This is a genomic window from Bacteroides sp. L10-4, from assembly GCF_013373675.1.
Classification (GTDB): domain Bacteria; phylum Bacteroidota; class Bacteroidia; order Bacteroidales; family Bacteroidaceae; genus Bacteroides; species Bacteroides muris.
Window position 1 is genome coordinate 35,696 of sequence record NZ_JABXJH010000022.1, and the last position, 25,402, is coordinate 61,097.

Below are 25,402 nucleotides of genomic sequence, written 5' to 3' on the forward strand. Positions count from 1 at the left end.
AGTATGCACCCCATTACCGCTGCCTTATCTTTTGTAAACAATAATCATATCGGGAAAAATATAAATACCGCCACATCCCACACTGCATGAGACAAGATGATAGCAGCAAAGCGATTCGGAAAAAAACGGTATAGCGCTCCCCATGCCGCTCCCACCACCAAAGCCGCCATGACCAGCATGAAGTTGCAGGAACCGGCATGCACCAACGCATAAATTAAAGTAGCTACCACAAAACCCACATTCGGATTCCAGCGTTCGGAAAGTATACGCTGCACATAGCCTCGCCAGAAAATCTCTTCCGCCGGCCCTATCAGCAACAGCAGTAATGCCGCCAGCAGCCAGGGAGATTCTCCCTCCTTCATCCCATAAATAGAGTCCACCTGCTGACGGGCAAAATCGAACATCCAAGATGACACCTTGTCGCCCAACCAGAAAACACCCCACAAAGCAACAGCAATGCCAACTCCCAACAAGGCATTCGGCAAACTCCATTTCACCTCCCGCCACCAGCCGGGATTGAACAAGGTAGCAAACACGGACAGCGTGAGCGCAGAACCGGTCATCATCCACCAGAAATTCACGAAAGGAGCCGTCCAAGGCGAGAACATGACCGTCCACAGCACGGCAGCCAGCAGAATGGTAAAAATCAGTTTCTTCATGACAGCAGACCGGCCACAACGAACGACAACGTGAAGAGCAGACCGAACAGCAACTGGAGTTTTGCCGTCATCTCATCCAGACCGGCTATGGCACCTTCCCCCTTTCCGGGAAAACGGGATACCACCCTGACATTGCCAATGGCAGGAACCAGTGCCAGCATCACCAGCAGTGTCCATAGCGGAAGAATTCCCGCAGCTATCAGTCCGGCTATCCAGCCGAAAGGGAAAAGGACTTCGGCACAATAAACGTACATCGACACCTTTCCTCCCAGCTTCATCGCCAATGTCTGAATCTTGGCACGGGCATCGGTACGCATATCCCGTGTATTGTTGGCATGCAGAATGGCCACCGTAATCAGTCCCACCGGCAGAGCTATCCACAAGACATTCCAGTCAACTGCTCCCGTAGCCACATAGCAGGTGCCTAACGTCGGCAGCAAGGCATACGCCAAAAAGATGACGACATCGCCCAACGCACGATACTTGAGCGGCGGATAAAGCAACGAGCAAGCCGCGCCGCCTATACCGATGTACAGCAACGGCAACCCAGTACGCCACAGCAGGCCGATACCCGCAACAAAGGCAACTGCCAGCAATGCCATCGACAAGCGGTATATCTCGCGCGGCGTAAACATCTCGTCGGTCAGGGTCTTGGCACCGAAGGTGTCCTTTGCATCGACCTTGTGTTTATAGTCAAAGTAATCACTCCAGGTATTCCCGGCAGCATGAAACACAATAATGTTCAGCAATGCCCAGAGACCGTTCACCCAGTTTATGTCCTGCCGCATCCAATACAGATATGCCAACGTCACCACCACCGGCATCGAGGAGGCGGGGAATGACCACGGACGCACCGCTATCATCCAATCTTTAAAAGAATGTTTCTTCATTTGTTATTTATCATTTATTTGCGCGCAAAAGTACGAAATATCTTCGCTTTTTTAAGTAATTTCGCGCACAAGATACAAGATAAAAGAAACTCTTATGATAAAAGCTCTGTTTTTTGACATCGACGGAACCTTGGTCAGCTTCAAGACCCACGAAATTCCCGTTTCCACCATTGAAGCGCTGACCGCCGCCAAGGCCAAAGGCATACATATCTTCATTTCTACCGGACGTCCGCGCGTCATCATCAACAACTTGTCCGCCTTGCAGGAACGGAATCTGATAGACGGCTACATTACGATGAACGGCGCCTATTGCTTTGTAGAAGATACCGTTATCTACAAAAGCCCCATACCGACAGCGGAAGTGGATGCCTTGACAGCTTTCTGCCACGAACGCAGCATCCCCTGCATTCTGGTGGGAGAGCACGACATCTGCGTGAACCAGCCCGACGAAGCAGTGGAGGAAATCTTCCACCGCCAACTGAAAGTAGACCCCATCGAGACAAAACCCTATACCGACAGCCATGCGGACAAAGCCTTCTTCCAGCTGACTCCCTTTATCAATGCCGAAGAAGAAGCAATCATCCTGCCCGCCGTCCCCCACTGCGAGATGGGCCGCTGGCATCCCGCCTTCGCAGACGTGACAGCCAAAGGAAACACCAAACAGAACGGTATCGACCAGATTATCCGCCACTTCGGCATCAAGCTGGAAGAAGCCATGGCCTTCGGCGACGGAGGAAACGACATCAGCATGTTGCGCCATGCCGGTATCGGCGTAGCCATGGGTAATGCCAACGATGACGTGAAAGCCGTTGCCGACTACGTCACTACCAGTGTGGACGAGAATGGAATAGCCAACGCGCTGAAACATTTCCACATAATTTGAGAATTCCCGAGTTGTCGGTTCTTTAAGCTATTGAATTTTGAACTTCGTCCCAGACACACAGAACAAAGAGTTTCAAGATGCCTTGAAACTTATCCAGTACACCCGTCAATCTGTTTTCCTGACAGGCAAGGCAGGTACGGGCAAATCGACCTTCCTGAAGTACATCTGCGCGAATACGAAGAAAAAGCATGTAGTGCTTGCCCCTACCGGAATAGCTGCCATCAATGCCGGAGGCAGCACGTTGCACAGTTTCTTCAAACTGCCCTTCTACCCCCTGCTGCCCGACGACCCGAACTTCAGTCTGCAACGGGGACGCATCCACGAATTCTTCAAATACACCAAGCCCCACCGCAAACTGCTGGAAGAGCTGGAATTGGTCATCATCGACGAGATTTCCATGGTACGTGCCGACATCATCGATGCCGTAGACCGCATCCTGCGAGTCTATTCCCGCAACCTGCGCGAACCCTTCGGCGGCAAACAGATACTATTGGTAGGCGATGTGTTCCAGCTGGAACCCGTTGTGAAAGGAGATGAGCGGGAAATACTGAACCGCTTCTATCCTACTCCTTATTTCTTCTCTGCCAGGGTATTCGGTCAGATAGACCTTGTCTCCATCGAATTGCAAAAAGTATACCGGCAAACGGACAGCAAATTCATCCATGTGCTGGACCACATCCGCAACAATACCGTCGGCTCTACCGAACTTCAACTGCTCAACACCCGCTATGGTACCTCAATAGAACAATCGGAAGCCGACATGTACATCACCCTCGCCACCCGCCGCGACAATGTGGACTACATCAACGACAAGAAACTGGCGGAACTTCCCGGTGAACCGGTCACCTTCTACGGCGAAATCATGGGAGACTTTCCCGAAAGCAGCCTCCCCACCTCGCAAGAGCTGGTACTGAAACCGGGCGCACAGATCATCTTCATCAAGAATGACTTCGACCGCCGCTGGGTGAACGGCACCATCGGCGTCATCAGCGGCTTCGACCCTATTGAAGAGACCCTCTACGTCATCACCGACGACGGCAAGGAATGTGACGTCAAACGAGAGTCGTGGCGAAACATCCGCTACAAATACAACGAAGAAAAGAAACAGATTGAAGAGGAAGAGCTGGGTACCTTTACACAATATCCCGTGCGCCTGGCATGGGCCATCACCGTCCACAAAAGCCAGGGGCTGACCTTCAGCCGGGTAGTCATCGACTTTACCGGTGGCGTGTTTGCCGGTGGGCAGGCATATGTAGCCCTCAGCCGCTGTACCTCGCTGGAAGGCATCCAGCTGAAAAAGCCCATCAGCCGTGCCGATGTATTCGTGCGTCCGGAGATTGTCAGTTTCTCCGAACGCTTCAACAACCGCACCGCCATCGACCGCGCCTTGAAGCAAGCACAGGCAGACGTTCAATACGTTGCTGCCGCCAAAGCCTTCGACAAAGGGGACTTCGGCACTTTCCTGGATGAATTTTTCAAAGCCATCCATTCCCGCTACGACATCGAGAAGCCCAACGTGCAGCGCCTCATCCGCCGGAAGCTGAACATCATCAACCGGCTGAGAGAGGAAAACCGTGCACTGAAACAAGCAGCATTGGAGAAAGAGAAAGCACTCGTGAAGTATGCCCGCGAATACATCCTTATGGGTGACGAATGCCTGAAACATGACATGAAGGAGGCGGCCATGAAAAACTATGAAAAAGCCGTCACCCTCTGTCCCAAATTCAAGGAGGCCTGGAAAAAAATAAAGAAACTGGAAAAAGAGATGCTAAAAAGGTGATTCTCTTGTTTATAAGCCGATTATTTAGTATTTTTGCATGTATTACTCAAATCCATTGTCGCCATGCTTCTGAAACTTTATGAGAAAAACAACAATCCTGCCGATTTGCAACAAGTAATCAATCTACTGAACGACGGGGGTATCATTATCTATCCCACCGACACCATGTATGCTATCGGTTGCCACGGTCTGAAAGAGCGAGCCATCGAGCGCATCTGCCGTCTCAAGGATATCGACCCCAAGAAGAACAATCTTTCCATCATCTGCTACGACCTAAGCAAAATAAGCGAATATGCCAAAGTAGACAACAGCACCTTCAAACTAATGAAACGTAATCTACCCGGGGCCTTCACCTTTATCCTGAACGGCACCACCCGGCTACCCAAAATATTCCGCAACCGTAAAGAAGTCGGCATCCGCATGCCCGACAATTCCATCATTCAAGAAATAGCCCGCCTGCTGGATGCCCCCATCATGACAACGACATTGCCACATGATGACAATGAAGACATTGAATACTGCACAGATCCGGAACTGATTGAAGAAAAGTTCAACAATATCGTCGATTTGGTAATCGACGGCGGTATTGGCGGGACGGAAGGTTCCACTGTAGTGGACTGCACCAACGGAAAAGCTGAAATTATACGTCAGGGGACAGGCTGGCTGGACGAAGGATAAAGTTCTGCTTTCCGACTACTGCTTTCCAACCTTTCCGATGCTTCTTTTGTTTCTTATTCAGACAAAGCATAAATATTATGAGTACAAAAGAACTATACTGGAAATATTCGCTAATAACTATCATCCTCGGACTGGGAATCATCCTTTTCCGACAAATCGCTCCATTCCTGGGAGGCCTGCTGGGAGCACTGACCATCTACATCCTGGTAAGGAAACAGATGATATACCTGTCGGACAGACGGAAAATGAAACGCAGCATAGCCGCCACCCTTATCACAGCAGAGGCCGTTCTCTGCTTTCTGGTTCCGCTTGGACTGGTGGTATGGCTGGCCGTAATCAATCTGCAAAACATCAATCTGGACCCGCAAGCCATTATAACTCCTTTCGAAGAAGCGGCCAACATCATTAAAGCCAAAACCGGCTACTATATCTTGGGGAAAGACACGGTGGCATACGTCATTTCAATTCTTCCCCGCATCGGGCAAGCCATCATGGAAGGTATCAGCAGTTTTGCCGTCAACATATTCGTACTGGTCTTTGTACTCTACTTCATGCTGATAGGGGGCAAAAAGATGGAACAGTACGTCAACGACCTACTGCCGTTCAACGATGACAATACACAAAACGTCATCCACGAAATCAACATGATTGTCCGTTCCAATGCCATCGGCATCCCATTACTTGCCGTCATACAAGGCAGTGTGGCCATGACAGGATACTGGATTTTCGGTGCTCCCAACATCTTGTTCGCCGGTTTCCTGACCTGCTTCGCCAGCATCATCCCAATGGTAGGAACAGCGCTGGTATGGTTTCCGATAGCTGTCTACATGGCATTGATAGGCAACTGGGTTCAAGCTATCGGGCTGGCCATCTATGGCGGTGCAGTCATTTCACAGCTCGACAACCTGATACGCTTCATCATCCAGAAGAAAATGGCAGACATTCATCCGCTTATCACTGTCTTCGGAGTTGTAATCGGCTTGTCCCTCTTCGGATTTATGGGTATCATCTTCGGGCCACTGCTCTTGTCACTATTCTTTCTGTTCGTGGATATGTTTAAAAGAGGGTATTTGGATGCAAGGGGGAAGACGACGGAATAAGTACTTCATTTTTCATATTCCACCACTTTCCTCAACGGAACCAACAACCTTTCCAGTACATTCTTGTCAGCAAGGATAATGTCTGCCGTACCTTTCAACTCACGCGAAACAGGCAGCTGTTTGCCGTAGTTGGTCTGCATGCCGTCAGGCAAAGATATTTCCACTATATACATTCCCTCTTCCGTTGGAGCAGGAGAGATACTTGCGACCTGCCCTTTTACATAGCCAAACTCCTGGTCGGGATAATTATTCAGACGTATATGCACCCGCTGTCCCACATGTACCTTACCCGAACCCTGCAAAGGAAGTAGAGCCTTACCTAATACCCTTGAACTGTCGGATGGCTGAATCGTGAAAACCGTTTCACCGGCTTTCACATTCTGGTTACGACTCCAAACCATCATGACAGAGGGACATAAATCCCTATTAACACATTGGTTACAAGGTTTTTCATTGCCTCTAATTCTAAGCCAAGCATTTCCTTCTGTTATTTCTTTATAGAGAAGTTCCTTTAAAGATAAATCTTGTATATTTCCTAATACACTGCAATTCACATTAGCATAGACTTCTCCCGAAGGATAAATTGTTAACTTACCGAAAAAATTATCATTCAAAGTCCGATGCCTAAATATCGTTTTTCTATCAATAGGGGCAGCCAATATATCTTGCATATCCAAGTAGACATACTCTCTAAAGAAATTTTTATTTTCCGCTGTATAAATGTATAAACACTGTCATATTTCTGTTCTACATAATAAATACGAGCAATATCCCGATAAACATATATAACTCCTAAAGTATCAACAGCCTTTTGAAAACAATACGCTGAACTTTGATAATTGTCGAGAGCATCTTTATATAGCTTTCTGTCCGTATTCAAAACACCGATATATTCATGTACAAATCCCTGCAACTTATATTCTTCCGTCTTCTCCAATTTAGCCAAAGCGCTCAAATAAGCTTGTATAGCCAATGTATCATTATCTTGCAAATGCATCACCTTACCATAATAAAACAATGCCTTCCCCGCTTTCACCTTATCCTCCCCATTCTTATAATAATCTACCGCAATTTTTATCAACGAGTCCGACTGCAAGCTGTCTAAATAGTTCTTATCACGCGCTTGCGTCAGCAGCAGTGCATAGTCCGCCCGCTGCTTCCCACGAAGCTCCTCCGAATGAGGGATTTGCTCCAACAGCAGCAATGCACTGTCAGGACATACATCCATATACCCCTCTACCTTATCAAAAACATTGGATACGTTCTTCTCTACGCAAGAACCTAACAGTACGCAAACGGACAAAAGTCCAAGATATAGCAGTTTTTTCATATGAACATGTTCTTTACCAGATTATCATTACGTATAACTCCTATGCCCACAGAATCCTTTTGGAGATAAATATTCACACCAGCCAACGGCAATCCTTTTTCTCCATCAGTCACAATGCCATTTGCCTGTGCATTAAAAATAACTGTACAGCAGAATGTTATGAACAGCACTATACATCGCTTCATAATTCATGTATATATAATTAAACTTTGGATGAGAACAAGCTTTTTTACGGCCCCTCCCTTCAAAGATACAAAAAAACGCTTCAATAATGTACAGAAACAAGATAAATGTGACAAACAAAACAAATAGCTCAGAGCTTGTTTCCCCTTACATAGGCTTCCTTTCCATTTTCTGTACGGAGTTATCAGCGCCTATCAGCCGTGATGCGCTCTGCCAACGGCCGTCAACCACTCGACTAACGACCGTCAACAAGGTGCTTCATAACCGTTGAACACCTATTATACTCATAGTTTCCCCATACTGTGCACCTATCTTATTCCTATTATGAGCCCAGCTGCAGTCTATCGGTAAACGGTCTTTTACGAAGTTAATACCGTGTTTACACGAAACGCTTATCGTGTAAACAAGATATTTGCAAAATGCTGTACATTCTATTAATACACTAACAAACAAGATATTAACTTACTTTTCGGCGCATTTCCGCTGTGGAAGCAAAAATGATAAAACTAGGCAGAGATTATTTTCCCTTAAAAGCAATAATCCATTCTGGTAACAAAATCGAGCAAAAGTAATCATTTCCTAAGAAAATTACGCCGCCTCAGCACAAACACCGGCAGGAAAAAGAAGATACCGATGACGGACATCACCAGTCCGCCAATGGTACCCGCCGCCAATGGAAACCAGAAAGCCTCCTTGTCCTCACCTATCATGAAAGGGATAAATCCCAGAATGGTAGAAACTACCGTGAGGAAAATAGGAACGACCTTCGCATTCCACGCCTTGACGTAGGCACGCAGGGCGGAAAGACGGGGAAAACGGCGGCGGATGCTGTTGTACTCGTTCAGGATATAGATGCTGGCATTCACCGTGATACCGCACAACAGGACAAACGAGGCAAAGCCGCCTTGGTCGAAGTTCAGCCGGAACCAGTAGAATGTAAGGAACACGCCGATGTAGGAAACGGGAATTACAAAGATGATGGCAAGCGGCTGTTTCAGCGAGTTGAACAGGATACTGGAAGTAAAGAAAATGATAGCTATCACCACCAGCAGAAGCAAATATTGCTTATTGTCCTTCTTGCCCCACGCCCAGTTGTTACTGTCCGACTCGGCAGTATAGCCCATCGGCAGCAGTTTGTTGAACTCCTCCAAATCCCGCTTCTGCATTTTATTCCCCATCTCATTGGAACCGATATATTCGTACTGAATGCAGAGGCGATACTGCTGGTTTTCCTTGGAAATTTCTTGCGGCATCTGCCCCTTTTCCACCGTAGCCAGTTCGGAAAGCTTGTAGTGTTTGTCGCTACTTGCATTATAGGGGAAGAACTGCATCGCCCAGATATCACGCTCTTGCGACTGGCGGGAAGAGAGCCTGATTTTTTCCGTCCCCTGCTCCGTCGTCACCGAACCGACCTCTACATTCCTGCCAAAGATAGGACGCACTGCGGCAAAGACATCCAGTGCGGCAATGCCTTCCTGCGCCATGCGCTCTTTGTTCAGGTTGAAGTAGAATTCCTGATAGTCGTCTTTCCACCATGAGAATTCCGAATTGATAAGCACTTCCTTGATGCGGCGATGCGTCAGCAACTTGGCTTTCAGCCTCTCTGCCCATTCATACAATTCATCGTAATTGTAACCGTACATCTTAATGCGATAGGAGCCCGCATTTTCGCGGACATCATTGCTGAATCCCTGGTCCTGCAATCCGTAGATGCCCCAGCTACCGCCACCCAATTCAAGCGCCTTACTTATCATATTGGATTTCAACGTATAGGGAAACCCGCTGTTCTGGGCTTCTTTCTTAAAATAGACTGCGATGCTTGCCCGCCGCGAATTATAGATGGAGGTATGAAACTGTTTGATTTCCTTAAAGCCGCTCAGATAGGTTTCCATGCGCTTCATCAGCGTATTCATCTGTTCAAGCGTGCTGCCATTGGGCAGATTGGCATTGGCGTAAAGCACCACTTCTTCGTTGCGGGTGAAATAGCTGCCCTCGTACACCTTCTGCACAAAGAGGCGCAAACTGCCTCCCAAAGCCTTGTCTACAACAGGTTTCACAGACTCCTTATAAGTCGAAGAACCGAAAACCTCATTATAAAGCGTTTCCCATCTGCCCTTTCCTTCCAGTTTATCGGGCAACAAGAAAACCGGCAGACCGAAGCCGAGAAGCAGCAACAAGCACACCGCCCAACGCCAACGGCAAAGAAACCGGATAAGGACGGAATAGAAACGCGCGAAATAGACCGGAAAACGTTTCTGAAAAGAAAACAAAAGAACGAGGGGACGAGGGAACGAACGCTTACGGCCTCGCCTGCTTCCTCTCCCCTTCCTTGTCAGCTTGACCTTCTCAATCATGGCCGGAACAAAGAACAGCGCCACCATCAAGGATACTGCCAGATTGATAATCACCACTGCCGCGAAATCCTGCAAATTGAGCCGTATCTTCTCATCCAAAAAGAAAATGATGACCAACGCCCCCATTGTGGTAAGCGTAGCCGCCAATACCGACATAAAAGCCTTCAGGTTGCGCCTGTGCAGGATATGGTCGGTCATCACAATCGTACTATCTATCATCAGATTCAGCGAAACAGTGATTCCAGCCAGCGAATACAACTGCATCTCCAATCCGAAAAGATAATAGAAAATAAGCGCCACCGCAATGTTCACCGCCAGACTGGTGACAATCAGAAAGAGATATTTCAACTTGCGCGTAATGAGCCATACAAACACAAGCAGAATCAGCACCGTCAACCCGGTACGGAAATAAATCTTGTCCAGCTCCTCCCGGATGTATTCGGTAGCATCATAACCGGTATGTATTTCATAGCCGACGGGAAGCACCCGGCGAATCTCATCCATCTCGTCCATGACCGCCCTGCTCAGCTGCAACTGGTTGGCAGACTCTTGCGCAGTAATGGAAAGGTAAATAGAGTTCAGCCCATTGATGCGGAAATAACTCTGCGGAGACTCTTCCATGCGCACCACCGACACCAACTCGTCCAGACGGAGCAACTTTCCTCCGGCAGCAGTCACCGTGACCGAAGCCGCGTCGAATCCATCGGAATCATCTTCGGGAATCAATACCAGACGTATCCACTGCTCACAACCCTTGCCGGTATCCACATTGTGTGTCCCCAGAAACTCTTTCCGGTAGTGCCGCCGCACAGCCTCGCTGATGTCTGCCAAGGTGACACCCAGCATGCGCAGTTGCTCGCTGTCGTATTCCAGCCTCCATTCCATCGGAGTGGCTCCACTGAGCTCTACCTTATAAATGCCCGGCAGAGATGCCAACCGCGGCTTGATATGCTCCTCGGCATACTGCTGAATCAATATCGGAGTGGAAGGGGCATTCAGCGTAAAGGACAAGAACGGACGTGAAGCGTTTTCATCGGGCACTTTCATCCGAATGGTAGGATAGCTTACCCCATCGGGCAGTTGCGACCACGTCTGCCGGATAATGGTAGATGCCTCAAAGCGGACCGCATCTACATCGGCATGCTTGTCCAGCTCCACCGTAATACGACCGAATCCATTACCGGAAATAGAGTTCAGATTCTTCACTCCGCGAATACGTGCCAGCATGGACTCCAACTTGCTGGTGACCTCCATCTCCACCACCCGTGACGAAGTGCCCGGCATACTGAATCCCACTGTGAATCCGGGCAAGCTGCGTGACGGATTCAACTTGACGGGGAGCAGCGGTATCAACGCCACGCCCACCAAAGCCAGACAGACGAAAGCCACAATAAGGGTAAAAGAAGAGGCTGATTTCATTAAGCAACTAGTGAAGAACAGGTGGTTAATATTGGTTATAATCAAATTTCTCCGAAAGTGAGAATCCCGATGCAAAGTCGTGCAAGGTCAACTTCCTGATTTTGTAATAGTTCAGCCAGTAGTCCTTCAAGGCTGAGATGTAGTTGCGTTGAGCTTCCTGCTGGCGGTTCAGCGACAGAGTCAGGCTGTTGATGTCTGCCTTGCCGATGATGAAGCGCTGGCGGGTTTCATTGTATGCCAGCACGGCAAGGTCGAGCGCTTCTTCGGCACTTGCCACTAGGTCCTGCTGCACATTGAAATCGTTCACCGTCATAATGACCTCTTCCTCGATGCCGATTTCGTTCTGTCGGGCAGAGGTCTTCACTACGTTCAGATTATTCTTCGCCATGTTGTATTTTCCCTTACGCACACCCCAATCCACCAACGGAACAGATATGCTGACCGACACCATTTCCTGCTGCATGGGGTGCTTGTATGCCTCACCGAACTTCTCCGCCACCTGGTTGAAACCTACACTGGCATTGATGCTGGCATTGAAACGCGATTCCTTCCTGGTCTTGTCTACATTCCGTTCGGCCTCCAACACTCCCTGACGGAGTCCCAGAAATTGCGGATTGTTGGCTTGCGCAGCCTGCAACGCCTCATCCACGGGTATAACCAAAGTCTGCGGGCGTCCCGGAAGCGTCACCCGGATACTTGCATTTTTCTCCATATTCAGGAAAGATGCCAGCGAGAACATGGCACGCTTCAAGGAACTGATAGCGTTTTGCAACGTATTGCGTGCATTCACCACATCAAGTTTCAGCGTCAGCAAATCTGCCCTACTGATGGCAGCTATCTTCAGGCGCTGCATGCCGATGCGATAAAGCGTATCAGTAGACACTGCATTTTCCTTTGCCAAGTCATATTCGGCCTGCGCCATGGCAAGGGCAAAGAAGTAGGTGGTGGCCTGCTCGGACACCTGTTCGGCATTATAAAGGTACTCTTTCTTCGCCTTCTCGTACTTCAACGGTTCAATCTTGCGCTCCCAACGGAAAGGATTATAACCGACCAGACTCTGAGAATAGCCCACACGCACCGGCACACTGGTGAACTGAGTGGACTTGTTATTGCCGAAACTCCGCATATATCCCAGTTCTGTATCCAGATAGAACGTACCTCCCGTCAAATCAAAATTCTGCCTGATGGCAAGGTTCCCGTAAGCATAGAAAGACTGCTGACTGCGGTAGATGTCAAGATTCTGCTCGGAGTCGTAGCGCTTGGTGATATCGCGGTTGTATTGGGCCGGCGTCATGTTCAAGGTCAGACTGGGAAGCCGGTTCGCCTTATAAGTGCGGTACTCCCAATAACCGGCCAGATACATGTTCTTGGTACGAAAAGCTTCCAGCGAACTATCGTTTGCCAATGCAATGGTCTGTTGCAAGTCAAGGGTTATCTGCTGTTGTGCCAAGCAAGTCGTGATGCCCAAGCTCACGAGTAATACAAGTATTCCTTTCTTCATAATCATTTACTTTCTTTTATGCCGCAGGAAATTTTCTCTCCGGCAGCACGTCGGTATATAAACCAATATATCAACGGGATAATGAATAAACTGACCAATGTCCCCATGAACATCGCTCCAATCATGGCTATGGAAAGCGGTTTCTGCAATTCCGACCCCATGTCGAACGAGAACAGCAACGGAACCATGGCAAATATAGTGGTAAGCGATGTCATGATGATGGGACGAAGCCTCCTTCGTCCTGCCTCATGAATTGCCTCGAGCAGCGGCATTCCCCCTTTCCGCAATTCGTTGATGGCATCCAGCTTCAGAATAGAATCATTGATGATGATACCACACGTTACAATCATTCCGATGGCAGACATCAGGTTCAACGTATGTCCGCATACCCACAACAGCAACAAGGCAAACGCCACATCTATCGGGATTTCCAGCAACACGATAAGCGGCTGTACAAAACTCTCGAACTGAGCTGCAAGGATAAAATACATCAGCAGGATGGAAACAAAAAGAATCACCACCAGCTCATCCAACATCTTCCGGTTGGAGAAGAAGCTTCCGGAAAAGGTGGTATCCCAGTCTTGCGTAGCGTCCGCTTCCTGCTTCACATTCTCCATCAACTCCGGAGCATCGGCCACATCATAGAAACGGAACGGGATATATTCACCGTTGCGCCCTGCCGTAATGGTCTTCAGGTCTTCGGCAGGACGAATCCTTATCAGCTCGCGCAACGGAACATACTCTATTCTCCCTTTATAGTCCGGACGGGTTTGTATCAATGTCTGCTGCAAGACATCACTCACCGTCTGTTCCTCTCCTACAATACTGATAGGCAGATACTGCTGGTAGGAATGAAGCATTGCCACGCTGTTTTCCTTGAACGCAGCCTTCAATGTGCGGTAAAGTTCCTCATAGGAAACATTGTAGAGCAACAATTTCTCCTGCAAGACACTTATATCCAACTGATTTTCAAACGCAATGCCAGTAGGAGCCACACCGGTCAGGTCGGCAAACCGCTGTTCCAGACCGCGCAGTTCGTCGGCCACCGGAGTCTTCTCCTTGTTGCGTGCATAAAGTTCAGCCACCACATCCGCTTCTCCTGTCACGAAAAGCTTCTCGAATACCGTTTCGGGCGGAGAGAAAGAGACCACCGCCAACGGATATGCCTGTTTCAGCCAACGGTAGATTTTCTCCTGCAAAGGAGCAATCTCCGCCGACAAGGCAGTCTTGAAATACAATTCCGCTTCCGAAGACGAGAGCGCCTGTTCACGATTCAACAAATAGTCCTGCTGCCCGATGGACGCCGTCTGTTCCACCGTTTCATCCTCCAACTGCCCGAACAGTGCATCTACCCGATGACGGTTTTCATCCACATGAATGTTTTCATTCCACTCCACACGGGCTATCAGTTCATTCTGGTCTATCTCGGGCATACGTTCCTTGCCGATGAAATAAAATAGAAAGACACACAATGGAACGGAAACCACACAGAAAACCATACTAATCGTCTTATGAGCGAATATCCAGTCGACACCGGCATCATAGAAACGGTCGAGCGTATGCTCCTTCAACGGATTGTTGATGCGAATACGGAAAAAGCGCAACTTACCGCGCAGCCCCATGCGATAGACCAGCATATAAAGAACCGGCAGCAGCATGATGCCTGTAAAATAAGATACCAGCAACCCCACCGTGACGGCAAATGCCTGGTCGTAGAAAAGGGCCCCTGCAATGCCGCTCATGAATATCAGCGGCACAAATACAGCAACCGTAGTTAGCGACGAGCTGAGCATCGGTGTCACCACCTCACTCGTGCCTGCCACACAAGCCCGCTTCAGCGAATAGCCCCGTTCACGATACTGCGAGATATTCTCCGTCACAATGATGCTGCTGTCAATCATCATACCCAATGCCAGAATCAGCCCCGACAAAGAAATGATATTGAGCGACATCTTGAACAGATAAAAAAACAAGAAGCAAATCACAATAGACACCACCATGCTCAGTCCGATGATAAACGGCGACTTGACATCCCCCAAGAAAAGCACCGCTACGATGCAGATGAAGAGAAAACCCAACGAAAGGTTCTGCTGCAAATTAGAGATAGTATAGTCCAGCAATTCCGTCTGGTTACGGCTGATGCTGAAATCAATATCGGGATATACCTCCTTGAAATAATCCATCGTATGATTAAGGGCAGATTTCATATCATCCATGTTTTCATCCGCCTGCTTGATGACGGCCAACGTAACGGCACGCTTGCCGCCTGCCACAGAAACGCCTTTCTCCTTGGCCGGCACAACATCCACCTCGCAAAAGTCACCCAAACGGATGATACGTCCTTCTTTGCGCAGAAGTATATCCCTCACGTCCTCTTCGGTGCGCAGAAGGGTGGAAAACTTGATATTGTATTCATAGTAACCATCGCGCACGGTCATGCTGCCCGGTTCCACATTGTTCTGCGCCAACACTCTTTCTATGTCTTCTATGGAAAGCCCCAATACAGCCAGTTTATCGGGGTCGGGAACAATCTGTAACTGTCGCTCCACCAGACCGGTAACATCCACCATTGCCACCTCCGGCAGCTGCTCGATGCGGCGCTTTATCACACTCTCGGCAAACTCGCACAAATCAAGAAACGCACCAGTCTCCTCATACTCCCCTCCCACTTCTTCACGTTGCATTCCCGCCGCATCATTCTTCAAAGTCAGGTTCAGATAGAACACCGGAATATCCGTCGCACTTGCTTTTATCACCTTCGGCCGTTCGGTATCCTTGGGCAGATAGTTCATGGCAGCGTCAATCTTCTCGTTCACTTCTATGAAGGCAAGGTCGGTATTCGTACCATAGTCAAAGTTCAGGCGGATGATGCCTGCCCCGTCGCGCGTTTCGCTATTCATATCTTTCAGTTTAGCCACTTGGATAAGCTGCTGACGAAGGGGCTTCACCACCGTATTCTCCAATTCGCGTGCCGAAGTGTTCTGCGCCGACACCTGCACGGTGATTTCCGGAATGGCAATATCGGGCAACAAAGACACCGGCAGGGTGAAATAAGTCACCAACCCGACAATGAAACATGCCGTAAACGCCATCAATACGGCAATGGGACGATGTATTAAGAACTTTATCACAAAATTTTCAGATTTAAGATTTATGATTTATAAGTGAGGAAACACTTATTATTCTCCATTTCCAACGACCTTCACCGGTGCCTCATGAGCCAGGTTCACATTTCCCGTCACGATGACCGTATCGCCTTCTTTCAAGGCATCATCGGCCATACTGTAGTTCTCTGCATTCTCCAGTCCGGTCTGCACATAGTTCCACTGTGCTTTTCCTTTTTTCAAAGTGAAGACCACCTGCTTGCCCGAACGTAGCACCACGGCACTCTTCGGGATTACCAATCGCTCGCCCAGAGAGCGGTGTACGTTCACCCGCACATTCATCCCGCTGAACAACCGTCCTTTGCCGTTGACGGATGCCTTTACCTTCACCATCCCCTTGTCATCCACCAGCGGATTGATTTGAGTGATACGCCCTTCCTGCTTGGAACCGGCATCCGAATAAGGGGTAACGATTACCTTGTCACCGCTCTTTATCAACGGCAGTTCACTTTCCAGTACCGTAAAGTCCACCTCCATGCCTTGCGAGCCTACTATGGTGCAGAATGGTTCCGCGGCGCTCGGTTCATTGAAAGGTTTGGAGAAGAGATTCGCCACAGTCCCGTCAAACGGTGCGGTCAGCGTGGCATGCTCCTCCTCATAACACGCCAGTTCGTATTGCGAAAGGCTTTGGTCGTAACCACTCTTCACCCGTGCCAACTTCATGATGTCCTCGGGCACTTTCGAATGGTCATCTGCCGGATAGCCCTGTCCTATCAGCACATCCTGCAACTCCAGTTTGGCCTTTTCAAGGGCATCTTCCGCCTGTGCCGTCTTGTTCTTCAAACGAAATTTATCCAGCTCGGCCAGCTTCTGTCCTTTAACCACGCGGTCGCCGTTCTTCACATAAATATGAGCCACCACGCCCGTCGTTTCAAATTTCAAATCGGCCATTGCTCCTGCCGACGTCTTCCCGTTGCTCACCAGTTCATGTTCAAAGATTTCATACTTCAAGGTCTGCACCGTCACTTCATTATGGTCCTGCGGCAATACGGTTGTCACCCCCTCTTCCGCGCTCTTCTCTTTGCCGGCATCAGAACAAGCCGCCAGCAAAACAACCGCCAAGCACAGTAAGTATCGGTAATTTCGTGTTTTCATATTTCTATCATTTTTTCTATTAGGCTAAAATAAATCTTTTGTTTAACAAATACGGCATTTAGATCGATTAATTCAGATTATTTATCATATTCAAGAAAATCTATCTGAGAACAACCACATCTACCTCCTCACAGCTTTGCCTCCTTGCCAACCAATCCCTAATCCTTAATCTTTAATCCTTTCACTTCCTCCCTCATCTGCCTGACCGCCGTGGAATGTACCTTCGGTTCTTTCGTCAGCACCAACTGTTTCATCTTTTCAAACTTATCCGGCTGTCGGTAGGCTGGAAGTGCATAGAGCTTTGCCAGCAGATAGTAAGGATAGATGCGTCCCGGAAGCCGGTGTGTGGAGCGAAGAAGCCATGCTTCCGCAGACGGGTAATCCCCCATCTCCTGATGGTTCTTGCCAATGATATTCAGTATCATCGGGTCGCTGCTATGCAGCAACGCCTCTTGCAGGATGCGGTTGGACGCTTCAAACTGCTTCGACTTATGAAGCGCATGCCCGTATTCAAACAGGAAGGCAGCACGCTCTTTCAGCACAGGATAAAGTTTTTCGTACCCTTCCGTGACCGGACGGCTTGCACCGGCACGATACAGCACCCGCACATTCGCCCATTCCCGACAAGCCCGTTCCATCTGCCTATCGTCCTGCAACCGGAAAAGCCCTGTTCCTCCTGCCAACAAGGCGAACAACAGCCATGCCCCACGCCCTCCACTCTCCACACACGCCCACAGCAACACCGGAAACGTTACTATACCCACCGGAAGCTGCAACGGATAGGAGGAGAAAGAGAAAATCATCAGCGAGAGCAAAGCGCCACAAAGCCCCAACCGTCCTTTCCGCATACCCATCCAGAGGCAGAAAGCAACGACAATCAATAATCCTGCCGTCAAGGGAATTCCCAATTCCACAGCCGCCTGCAGATACTCGTTGAAGGCATATTCGGGGCTTCCCGCCACATATTCCTCCCACAAGGCATAATCCCCCGTGGCGAAATAGGCCTCCTGCGCATCAGCGTAAGCCGAAGAGAAGCCGCCGATTCCATATCCGGCAAAAGGTTTTTCTGCAATAGCACGACAAGCCATTTTCCACATAAACAGGCGTCCGCGTGCCGAATCGGGCTTCAAGGAAAATAGGCACCAGCCCGCCACCAACAGCAAGCACAGACCGATAGCTACAGCCACCGGTATATGCTTCCGGTGCTGCCGCCACCAAACAGCCATTTGCTCTTTCCACCCTTTCACGCCGCCATACACCCACAAGCAGGAGAAGCCCGCAGCCAACCATGCCGAACGGCTCATACCCGCCGGAAGCACACAAAGGATAAGCAATGCCACTCCTCCTGCTACATTCTTTGCAGGTCCGCTTCTTGCAAGCCATTGGTGCAAACATACCGGAAGCGTCATAGCCAAATAACCCGAATAGGGACCCGGATTGAAGAAACTTCCGGTCAAAGCATACAAGGAGTGCCTGGAAGCCACTGAGCCATAGAGCTGACACAGCCCCCACACCGCCTCTACACCGCCCAAGAGCATCAAAGCCCATACCACGGCCGTACCAAACGACATGCCTTTTTCGCCACGTCTCCAAAGAAACGAAAGCAAGATGCAAGGCAGCACCCCTAACGAGGCACGGTCGAACCACACCCATTGCCCTATCGTTTCATCCGCAGGCAGTCCGGTGCTAACGCTGCAAACCATAGAAAGCACGGCTATCACAGCTGCTACGCGCAGACCATCTCCCGCATACCCTATTACATATTTTCTTATCGCCATTTCACTCCACTTGTTTCCATACTCTTTCCCAGCGTATCTTCCCTCGGCTGTCGACCAATCTCCGTATCCTCACTGCACGCCCACGATAAACCGTTCGGGCAGCAGACTTGTTTCAACACCTTCCTGTGCAGGAATATAAAGAGAACAAATCATTAATTCATAGCACATAAGATGCTATACTCCAACCTCCTTCTGTATTTTTCACTGCAGCAAAAATTTTTTGCCCTATTTCATCAACAGCAATATAATGAGCATCAGCATCCAATAGATATTTTCTTATAGCATTACCTTCCCAATCAAAGACCAACACAAGGTTGGATTTACGACCATTTTCATATATTTTCTTATCAGAGTATAAAGCATATAAATACTTGGTTGTAGCACAGAGATTGATATACCCCACTTGGGTATCTTCTGTCATATCCACACTTTGGTACAAGCCATCTGCTTCCGCCCCGGGTTTGTATATCGGATTACCAAATCTTAATGACTTTTTCAACTTAATTTTTCCATTAATATTCTCTATAATATCCAAATTGGATGAGAAATTAAGAGAATAAGCAAAAAACTTCTTCTCCGGTTGCATAACCAAATCCCCTTGATTAGATAAATATTTAGTATATTGATTAAAGGGCTCATCAGAAGCATTATAAATGTCTACTCCATAATCTAATACGTCACTATTTTTATTAAACAACAAGTATTGATAACGAGATTGGTATGTGCCAGCGCCCAAAAAAGTACTGTCATCAATTGCAATAAGTCTTGATATTTGACTATCCGGAATGTCATATTTCGTTAAACGAACCGGATTTTCCCCATCCGTTTTGTCACTGCGCAAAGCATCAAGTTTATACTTCATTACTACCCGTGTTTGATTATCAAACACAGAAAAGCATTTGTTCAACATATAGCCATAACAGCCTGCAGGTATTTCACCCGGCCCTTGTCCTATAGTTCCAAAACGAGTAATATATGCACCTGTTTTTCTATCAAAAAGAGTATAGCTATCACCAGAATGAAGATCGTAAACAATCAAATATTCTTCATTACAAGTCATCCCCTCTATTACAGCCAAAAACTCATCTTTGATTAGATTCTCTTTCTCTTGAAATAATTGTTGAGATTCAGAAAACAGATTTAATACTGAATCATGTTTTTCATCTTTACACCCTCCTAACATACATATTAGCAAAAGCATAAATAAAAAGTTTTTTTTCATCATACATTATTAATATTTTAAAGTTACAGAGTAATAAGCATGCCTTATCGAACATGCTTATTACAAGTTTTATATTAGCAAGTAACCATTCACAATAGCTATACACTCTATTTTTAGTTTTATTCAGAACTAATTCTTATTATTCCCAAAGAGAATAGGAATTTCTTACTTGCTTATAAAAGGAAATGATTATAAAAGAATCATGCTAGTTAAGGACATGGACTAAAGAATTTAATGCCTTTAACCACTCCCCCTCCTAGAATCAGCATACAATCACCATAATTACCGCAGCAATATACATTTTGACCACTTTCGCCACTTGCCAACGCTTCCACATTAGCCAACATCAAATCTGACATATTATCTGCTTTCAAATTTGCATAAACTCCATAACTGGCAACTACTGCAATCGCTGCAACAAATGCAGCTTTCATAATTTTCGCATTCATTATTCTTTCTTTTAAATTGGTAAAAATTTTGATTTTTACCAATTTCCGCATCTATCCTTTCAACGGAAAAAGCAAACACATTGCTTGTTTAAACTAATTTTGTATCTTTGCCTGTACCTCCTTTCTTGGGTGGGTTATGGAACGAGCGGGTCGTAGTGTGCCAACAAAACGTTATCCCTCCATTCCTCTCCAGTCCCATTTATATTTTCCTCTTTTATTTTATTCGATAGCGTATAATCGATTCATCTTTGTTTATATCTGTGTCATAAACGATTCCTTCCGGTTCATTACTTCACCTTGTTCATTCTATCTTTTTCCATATCCTATCCCATCTTGTATCTTCATCCGGTTCGACCGATTTCCATATCCTCACTGCACGCCCCACGATAAACGGTTCGGGCAGCAGCCCCCAGTAACGGGAGTCCTGCGAATTCTCCGCCTTGTCGCCTGCCACGAAGTAATAGTTTTCCCGAAAGCGGTATTCATGTATCAGGCTGTCACCCAGAAAGACATGACCTTCCGCATCTATACGCAACCTCTTTTTCTGTTCCCAGCCCACCAATTGCCTGTAAAGCCGCCACGAAGTGGAATCCATCCCGACCGTCTGCCCACGGGCCGGAACAGGAAAAGGACCGAACTCCTTCACCGTCCACCCCAAACGCTTGTCCCAGGGAAAGGTTTCCATCTGTACCCCCGTAGCCCCGCTGTCGGGCAGCATGGAGATGCACTTCTGGGCAGGCAGAAAGCCGATGTTTCCTTCGTGGCCCGCAACCCGGTAATAGCCTTTCCTGATTGCCAAAGTGTCGCCCGGAACGGCCACGCAGCGCTTCACATAATAGCGCATCACATCAAAGGCGATGCTGTCCCAGCGCCCCGACCGATAAGGAAAGTTGAACACCAGCACATCGCCCCTGCGGAACTTCCTCCAGCCCGGCAGACGGTGTATGTCCACCTCTTTCCCTTCCACCGCGTCGAGCACGTCGAACAGGCGTGCGCCTGCCGAACACTTGTCAACCAGCACATAATCGCCCGGCAGCAAGGTGGGAGACATCGAGTCGCTGGGAATCTTGAAGGAGGTCACCACAAACACTTGCAGCACACAATAGACCACCACAAGCACACAAACCCCGAAAGCGATGTTCGTCAGCCTCTCCAGCCACGTCCTCATGGATCCTTGCTTCTTCCCTTCCTCCATCTCTCCTCCTATCTTATCAGGTTCATGGTTATCACACTGTCGTTTTCCAGAAAGAACACCCGCTGGTTGACGATGCGGTCGGGCACGGTGAACCACAACAGCGCATTCTCCGGTATGTTCGTATAGCTCTGGGTGGAATCGGAGGTGCCGCCGTATTCCAACGGCGAGAACGCGGCCGCATCCACATCCCAGTAGTGCAGCGTGTAAGGCCGCTTGAGCAGCCTTTTCCGTTTCGGGAACGTAAACGCCTGTGGCCGGTCCGGGCGGGGGATGAACTTGCGTATATGCCCGTGCGCATCCGCATGGAACGGGGCGGTGAGGAAGCGGAGCTGTCCTGCAGCGGGAGAATCCGCCACGATGAAGATGTTGTCGCCTCCCACCTGCCGGAACAGGCACGTCGTATCGGTGCGGCACCCCACGGCGACAGGCTCCCATTCGTAATAGTTGTAGGCGCAGAGATAGACCTGACCCGAGGCATGCGCGAACTCACGGATGCGGTCGGTCGACACACGGACGTCGACGGGGCGGTCAAGGTACTCCATACTGACATCTTCCAGCAAGGGGCTTTTCAGCCAGGTGCCATAGCCGTCGTCCGGCACCTCTCCGCTGCCGGATACGGGACAGGGTTCGAAATGGGAGCGATAGACCTTGGCAGGTCTCAAATGCCCCCGGCTGTTCAACACCGGCAGATACTCCCCCGGCAACTGTTCTCCGGGGGCAAAGCTGTGGAAGCGTCCCTCGTGCCACACGGCCCCCCAGTTGTGTCCCCAGTCCATACGGGTCCACAGGGTCTTGTCCATCACCACGGGTATGCCGGCGGCACGCATCACGAACAATCCCAGGTCGCACAGGCCTTCACATCGGGCACCTCCCCAGGCATACGTCTCTTCGATGGTGGGATAGAAGGGCAGGGAGTTCTTCTTGTACCGCATCACCGTTGCAAGCTTCCTGTTCAGCAGCGAGCAAGCCTCCAGCGGAGAGGAGACACCGGCGGAGTCGAGCAGGGGAATGAACCGGTCCATCATCTCCTTACGCAGTCCCGAGGGATATTCCCTACTGATGCGATAGGGCAGAATGTAGCGGCAGAAGACGGGAAAAGGCACTTGCCGCGCCCAAGGTTTCCGCCACGCCTCAAAGGCGAGGTCGATATTCCGCACCAGAAAGGCGCTGTCCAGTGTCCGGATGTCCTTGTAACGGTGGCGCTCCCCCATGCGTCCGGCCCTTGCCAGCGAGTCGAGGTGTGCGTTGCACGCCTCCTCCGTGGGGAAATCCGTCAGCCGCGGACGGTATCTCCCCCCTCCGGGAAGCGCGTAGAATTCCTCCTCGTAGAAGTGGTAGGGCATGTTCGCTATCAGGAAACGGGCGGCGGCCTGTTTCAGGCTGTCGTCCTTGTAGTGCAGCAGCACGCCTTCCAGTTCACGGCGGTTGTCGCCGGCAAAGGCAAGGGCACGCTCCAGCGCAGCATCCCGGCGGCACGACTGCAAGCACAGCACAACAAGGAATGCGCATGCCGGAAAAAAGCGGAAAGTTCTTCTTATATCCATAGTCAGTCTCATTGTTATTTTGCATCTCCCGACAGGGACAGCCGTATCGGCGAGGAGGCCGTATTGCAATATACGGTGACGGTCTTGGAGAAGTGTTCCGGATGCTCCGCCTTATAGACCACCTCCAATGTTATCTCCTTGCCCGGATGGGTCGGTTCCTTGGAATAGGATACGGTGGTGCAGCCGCAAGAGGTGGTGACATCCTGTATCACCAAAGGGTTGCCGCCTGTATTCTTCAAAGTGAAGGTCGCCTTTTGCTCCTTATGCCAGTCGAAGCTGCCCAAGGACACAGAAGTTGCATCCATACCAACCTCGGTCATTATCTGCGTGCTTTCCTTCCCTTGGCTAATCTGTTCACCTTGAATAATCCTTAGGTACAGTTCTTTTACCTTAGGGTTATGGATAGGGTTACCAACGGCAAGCACTCTATTGTCGCTATCCAACAGAAAAGTTTGGAAAGCCATTTCCGAAGGAAAGTGATTCAATTTGTTCAACCTGTCCTCCTCATCAAGGCAAACCGGATAGACGAAATCCTCTGACTTTAATGTTCCCAGGAAATCCCTCCTTTTTTCGGGAGAAAAGAAAAACAGGAATTTCACAGAAGCCCCTCCTGCCTCACCCAACTCTTTCATCAAAGCTTTCCATCTGCCCAGTTGCAGCTTACAACTGACACAACCGATAGAATCCACATAAGTAAGGATTTTATATTTTCCGGCCACCGAGAAGTCCACAGTATCTTTGCCTTTCACTGTAAATGTCAAATCCTCAGGAAACAGAATTTCTTTTTCAGTCCATGCCTGTAACAAAATTCCAATATCCTCTTTTTTCTGATTTCCACAAGAAATCAGAAAAAAGAGAAGTGATATACTTACTAAATATCTAAAGCCCATAACCTTAAAACCACAATTATATTTACCCATTTTCACGTATTAGACACACTGAGCTACAAAGCATATTTTTTCATTACACAAGATATCGGAACATTAAATAATCTTATCCAAATCCAAATAACCAAACTGAATTTCGTCGTCCAGATTCATAATAATTCTATCACAATCCTTATCATAACAAAAGCTTACTATTTGAAAGCCAACATCTAAGGTTTTCAAATAATCGCCATCTAAACTAAACACAAAGAAGCGAGTAGGATTATATGCCTTTGACTTGTTATCTCCCCCTGAATAAGCGGCTACAATCTTGTCCTTGCAAAACATTACATTTCCATAATGATGGATTTTCTTAGATTCTTTCTTATCCCATGATGGACCATAAACATTGCATTTTAAACTGCCATCCAACTTACATATAGACATCAAATCATGGAAAGTATAGCATTCTACATATACATCATTCTCCTGTGACACGGCAAAACTAATTCTTTTTTTCGGTATATCCGGATGCTGATATGGCATCGGTTCAAATGTTCCAGAGCACATATTCCACTTGGCAACAGACTGATTAAATGTAGAGGTACAATCGGTTCTATCATCAATGCATAAGATAATGTATCATTTATATATTGATATTTGTCGGGAAATCGAGTCATGTTCATTTCAGTCTTTACAGTAGGTACATAATCCGAATTGGCAAAAACACTATCAATATCATAACTATATATTTTTTGTTTGCCATGGTCTGACACATAAAAACAATGTCTTTCTTCATCTATACCGATATGCCCCATCACTGTTATTTCATTCGGTCCCTGACCTACATAAGCCGTACTGGCCAAATAACTAAAATCATTTTTATCAAATATATGTATCAACTTATCCGAAGATTTGTAGTTACCAATGATTAAATAATCGCCCAACAAAAAAGGACGTGCTATTGAGCCTATCAATACATCGTCTATTGATATTTCTTTTATCAAAGCATGCACATCAACCACATCGTCACGTTTTTGTTGATATTTCTCCATATCCGAATTATGCGTACAGCTTCCTATTACACAAGATAACAATACAAATAACAGTTCTTTTATATATTTCATTTCATACCCCCTTTTTGATACAACAATTAACATCTATTAATTCATCAGATTGAAATAGGTAACTATTCAGCGAATCGAATACAATCAGGTTGGTCAGCAACAATTTTAGAATAATCCTCTGATTATCATCAAAATAACAGTGATTCTATTTGTGAATGTCAGATAAAATCGCTATCTTTGTATCT

Annotated in this window: 20 protein-coding genes and 1 pseudogene; 4 read left to right on the forward strand and 17 right to left on the reverse strand. The window is 48.0% G+C overall.

The features are described 5' to 3' along the window. Positions 1 to 44: 44 nt before the first annotated feature. A complete protein-coding gene (locus HU824_RS08985) occupies positions 45 to 659 on the reverse strand; it encodes a CPBP family intramembrane glutamic endopeptidase (protein WP_176468657.1) in 615 nt (204 codons plus the stop codon). Beyond that, on the reverse strand, positions 656 to 1,549 hold the full coding sequence (locus HU824_RS08990) for a prenyltransferase (RefSeq protein ID WP_136010083.1): 894 nt from the start codon (positions 1,547 to 1,549) through the stop codon (positions 656 to 658). Before HU824_RS08990 ends, HU824_RS08985 begins: the two co-directional genes overlap by 4 nt. A gap of 94 nt (positions 1,550 to 1,643) precedes the next feature. On the opposite strand from HU824_RS08990, the gene HU824_RS08995 reads away from it, so the two are divergent. The 4 genes from HU824_RS08995 to HU824_RS09010 all read left to right on the forward strand — a co-directional run bounded on the left by HU824_RS08995 (position 1,644) and on the right by HU824_RS09010 (position 5,990). Further along, on the forward strand, positions 1,644 to 2,432 hold the full coding sequence (locus HU824_RS08995; RefSeq protein WP_136010082.1) for a Cof-type HAD-IIB family hydrolase: 789 nt from the start codon (positions 1,644 to 1,646) through the stop codon (positions 2,430 to 2,432). Positions 2,433 to 2,469: 37 nt separating this feature from the next. Beyond that, positions 2,470 to 4,212 carry an ATP-dependent RecD-like DNA helicase gene (locus tag HU824_RS09000; protein ID WP_136010081.1) on the forward strand — a complete coding sequence of 581 codons (1,743 nt, stop codon included), beginning with the start codon at positions 2,470 to 2,472 and terminating at the stop codon, positions 4,210 to 4,212. Between the two features lie 63 nt (positions 4,213 to 4,275). Next, positions 4,276 to 4,890, forward strand: a complete 615-nt coding sequence (locus HU824_RS09005; RefSeq protein WP_136010080.1) for an L-threonylcarbamoyladenylate synthase — start codon at positions 4,276 to 4,278, stop codon at positions 4,888 to 4,890. A gap of 77 nt (positions 4,891 to 4,967) precedes the next feature. Beyond that, positions 4,968 to 5,990, forward strand: coding sequence for an AI-2E family transporter (locus HU824_RS09010; protein ID WP_136010079.1), 1,023 nt, complete (start codon positions 4,968 to 4,970; stop codon positions 5,988 to 5,990). A 5-nt stretch (positions 5,991 to 5,995) separates the two neighbouring features. Here HU824_RS09010 and HU824_RS09015 read toward each other — a convergent pair. The 15 genes and pseudogenes from HU824_RS09015 to HU824_RS09080 all read right to left on the reverse strand — a co-directional run. Next, positions 5,996 to 6,388 (reverse strand): annotated as a pseudogene (locus tag HU824_RS09015) (HlyD family efflux transporter periplasmic adaptor subunit); the annotation flags it as partial. A gap of 212 nt (positions 6,389 to 6,600) precedes the next feature. Continuing rightward, on the reverse strand, positions 6,601 to 7,320 hold the full coding sequence (locus tag HU824_RS09020) for a hypothetical protein (protein ID WP_255260489.1): 720 nt from the start codon (positions 7,318 to 7,320) through the stop codon (positions 6,601 to 6,603). Beyond that, entirely contained in the window at positions 7,317 to 7,505 is a 189-nt protein-coding gene (locus tag HU824_RS09025; RefSeq protein WP_120139074.1) for a hypothetical protein, read from the reverse strand. The genes HU824_RS09020 and HU824_RS09025 overlap by 4 nt, the downstream gene beginning before the upstream one ends. A 570-nt stretch (positions 7,506 to 8,075) precedes the next feature. Then, positions 8,076 to 11,276 (reverse strand): efflux RND transporter permease subunit, encoded by a 3,201-nt coding sequence (locus HU824_RS09030; protein WP_176468658.1) that lies wholly within the window; start codon positions 11,274 to 11,276, stop codon positions 8,076 to 8,078. 25 nt (positions 11,277 to 11,301) lie between these two features. Continuing rightward, positions 11,302 to 12,777 (reverse strand): TolC family protein, encoded by a 1,476-nt coding sequence (locus HU824_RS09035; RefSeq protein WP_176468659.1) that lies wholly within the window; start codon positions 12,775 to 12,777, stop codon positions 11,302 to 11,304. Positions 12,778 to 12,779: 2 nt separating this feature from the next. After that, the gene (locus tag HU824_RS09040) at positions 12,780 to 15,908 is read right to left on the reverse strand and encodes an efflux RND transporter permease subunit (protein ID WP_176468660.1); all 3,129 of its coding nucleotides are present in this window, start codon (positions 15,906 to 15,908) and stop codon (positions 12,780 to 12,782) included. Positions 15,909 to 15,956: 48 nt separating this feature from the next. Beyond that, positions 15,957 to 17,036: an efflux RND transporter periplasmic adaptor subunit gene (locus HU824_RS09045; RefSeq protein WP_136010068.1), complete on the reverse strand. Its 1,080-nt coding sequence runs from the start codon at positions 17,034 to 17,036 to the stop codon at positions 15,957 to 15,959. Between the two features lie 158 nt (positions 17,037 to 17,194). After that, entirely contained in the window at positions 17,195 to 18,814 is a 1,620-nt protein-coding gene (locus HU824_RS09050; RefSeq protein WP_176468661.1) for an O-antigen ligase family protein, read from the reverse strand. Positions 18,815 to 18,971: 157 nt separating this feature from the next. After that, complete coding sequence (locus HU824_RS09055) at positions 18,972 to 20,039, reverse strand: BF3164 family lipoprotein (protein WP_176468662.1); 1,068 nt, start codon at positions 20,037 to 20,039, stop codon at positions 18,972 to 18,974. A gap of 206 nt (positions 20,040 to 20,245) precedes the next feature. Beyond that, entirely contained in the window at positions 20,246 to 20,485 is a 240-nt protein-coding gene (locus HU824_RS09060; protein WP_176468663.1) for an NVEALA domain-containing protein, read from the reverse strand. 301 nt (positions 20,486 to 20,786) lie between these two features. Continuing rightward, entirely contained in the window at positions 20,787 to 21,680 is an 894-nt protein-coding gene (gene lepB, locus HU824_RS09065) for a signal peptidase I (protein WP_176468664.1), read from the reverse strand. An 8-nt stretch (positions 21,681 to 21,688) separates the two neighbouring features. Then, on the reverse strand, positions 21,689 to 23,224 hold the full coding sequence (locus HU824_RS09070) for a transglutaminase domain-containing protein (protein WP_176468665.1): 1,536 nt from the start codon (positions 23,222 to 23,224) through the stop codon (positions 21,689 to 21,691). 14 nt (positions 23,225 to 23,238) lie between these two features. Next, positions 23,239 to 23,973, reverse strand: a complete 735-nt coding sequence (locus HU824_RS09075) for a DUF1573 domain-containing protein (protein ID WP_369692694.1) — start codon at positions 23,971 to 23,973, stop codon at positions 23,239 to 23,241. Positions 23,974 to 24,207: 234 nt separating this feature from the next. Further along, positions 24,208 to 24,588 (reverse strand): hypothetical protein, encoded by a 381-nt coding sequence (locus HU824_RS20030; protein ID WP_369692695.1) that lies wholly within the window; start codon positions 24,586 to 24,588, stop codon positions 24,208 to 24,210. Then, on the reverse strand, positions 24,561 to 25,217 hold the full coding sequence (locus tag HU824_RS09080; protein ID WP_369692696.1) for a 6-bladed beta-propeller: 657 nt from the start codon (positions 25,215 to 25,217) through the stop codon (positions 24,561 to 24,563). The genes HU824_RS20030 and HU824_RS09080 overlap by 28 nt, the downstream gene beginning before the upstream one ends. Positions 25,218 to 25,402 lie beyond the last annotated feature (185 nt).

Excerpts from the sequence above, each read along its gene's own strand:
- HU824_RS08985 (WP_176468657.1), bottom strand. The coding sequence starts at position 659 with ATGAAGAAACTGATTTTTACCATTCTGCTGGCTGCCGTGCTGTGGACG.
- HU824_RS08990 (WP_136010083.1), bottom strand. The coding sequence starts at position 1,549 with ATGAAGAAACATTCTTTTAAAGATTGGATGATAGCGGTGCGTCCGTGG.
- HU824_RS08995 (WP_136010082.1), top strand. The coding sequence starts at position 1,644 with ATGATAAAAGCTCTGTTTTTTGACATCGACGGAACCTTGGTCAGCTTC.
- HU824_RS09005 (WP_136010080.1), top strand. The coding sequence starts at position 4,276 with ATGCTTCTGAAACTTTATGAGAAAAACAACAATCCTGCCGATTTGCAA.
- HU824_RS09010 (WP_136010079.1), top strand. The coding sequence starts at position 4,968 with ATGAGTACAAAAGAACTATACTGGAAATATTCGCTAATAACTATCATC.
- HU824_RS09020 (WP_255260489.1), bottom strand. The coding sequence starts at position 7,320 with ATGAAAAAACTGCTATATCTTGGACTTTTGTCCGTTTGCGTACTGTTA.
- HU824_RS09025 (WP_120139074.1), bottom strand. The coding sequence starts at position 7,505 with ATGAAGCGATGTATAGTGCTGTTCATAACATTCTGCTGTACAGTTATT.
- HU824_RS09030 (WP_176468658.1), bottom strand. The coding sequence starts at position 11,276 with ATGAAATCAGCCTCTTCTTTTACCCTTATTGTGGCTTTCGTCTGTCTG.
- HU824_RS09035 (WP_176468659.1), bottom strand. The coding sequence starts at position 12,777 with ATGAAGAAAGGAATACTTGTATTACTCGTGAGCTTGGGCATCACGACT.
- HU824_RS09045 (WP_136010068.1), bottom strand. The coding sequence starts at position 17,036 with ATGAAAACACGAAATTACCGATACTTACTGTGCTTGGCGGTTGTTTTG.
- HU824_RS09050 (WP_176468661.1), bottom strand. The coding sequence starts at position 18,814 with ATGGCGATAAGAAAATATGTAATAGGGTATGCGGGAGATGGTCTGCGC.
- HU824_RS09055 (WP_176468662.1), bottom strand. The coding sequence starts at position 20,039 with ATGATGAAAAAAAACTTTTTATTTATGCTTTTGCTAATATGTATGTTA.
- HU824_RS09060 (WP_176468663.1), bottom strand. The coding sequence starts at position 20,485 with ATGAATGCGAAAATTATGAAAGCTGCATTTGTTGCAGCGATTGCAGTA.
- lepB (WP_176468664.1), bottom strand. The coding sequence starts at position 21,680 with ATGGAGGAAGGGAAGAAGCAAGGATCCATGAGGACGTGGCTGGAGAGG.
- HU824_RS09070 (WP_176468665.1), bottom strand. The coding sequence starts at position 23,224 with ATGGATATAAGAAGAACTTTCCGCTTTTTTCCGGCATGCGCATTCCTT.
- HU824_RS09080 (WP_369692696.1), bottom strand. The coding sequence starts at position 25,217 with ATGAAATATATAAAAGAACTGTTATTTGTATTGTTATCTTGTGTAATA.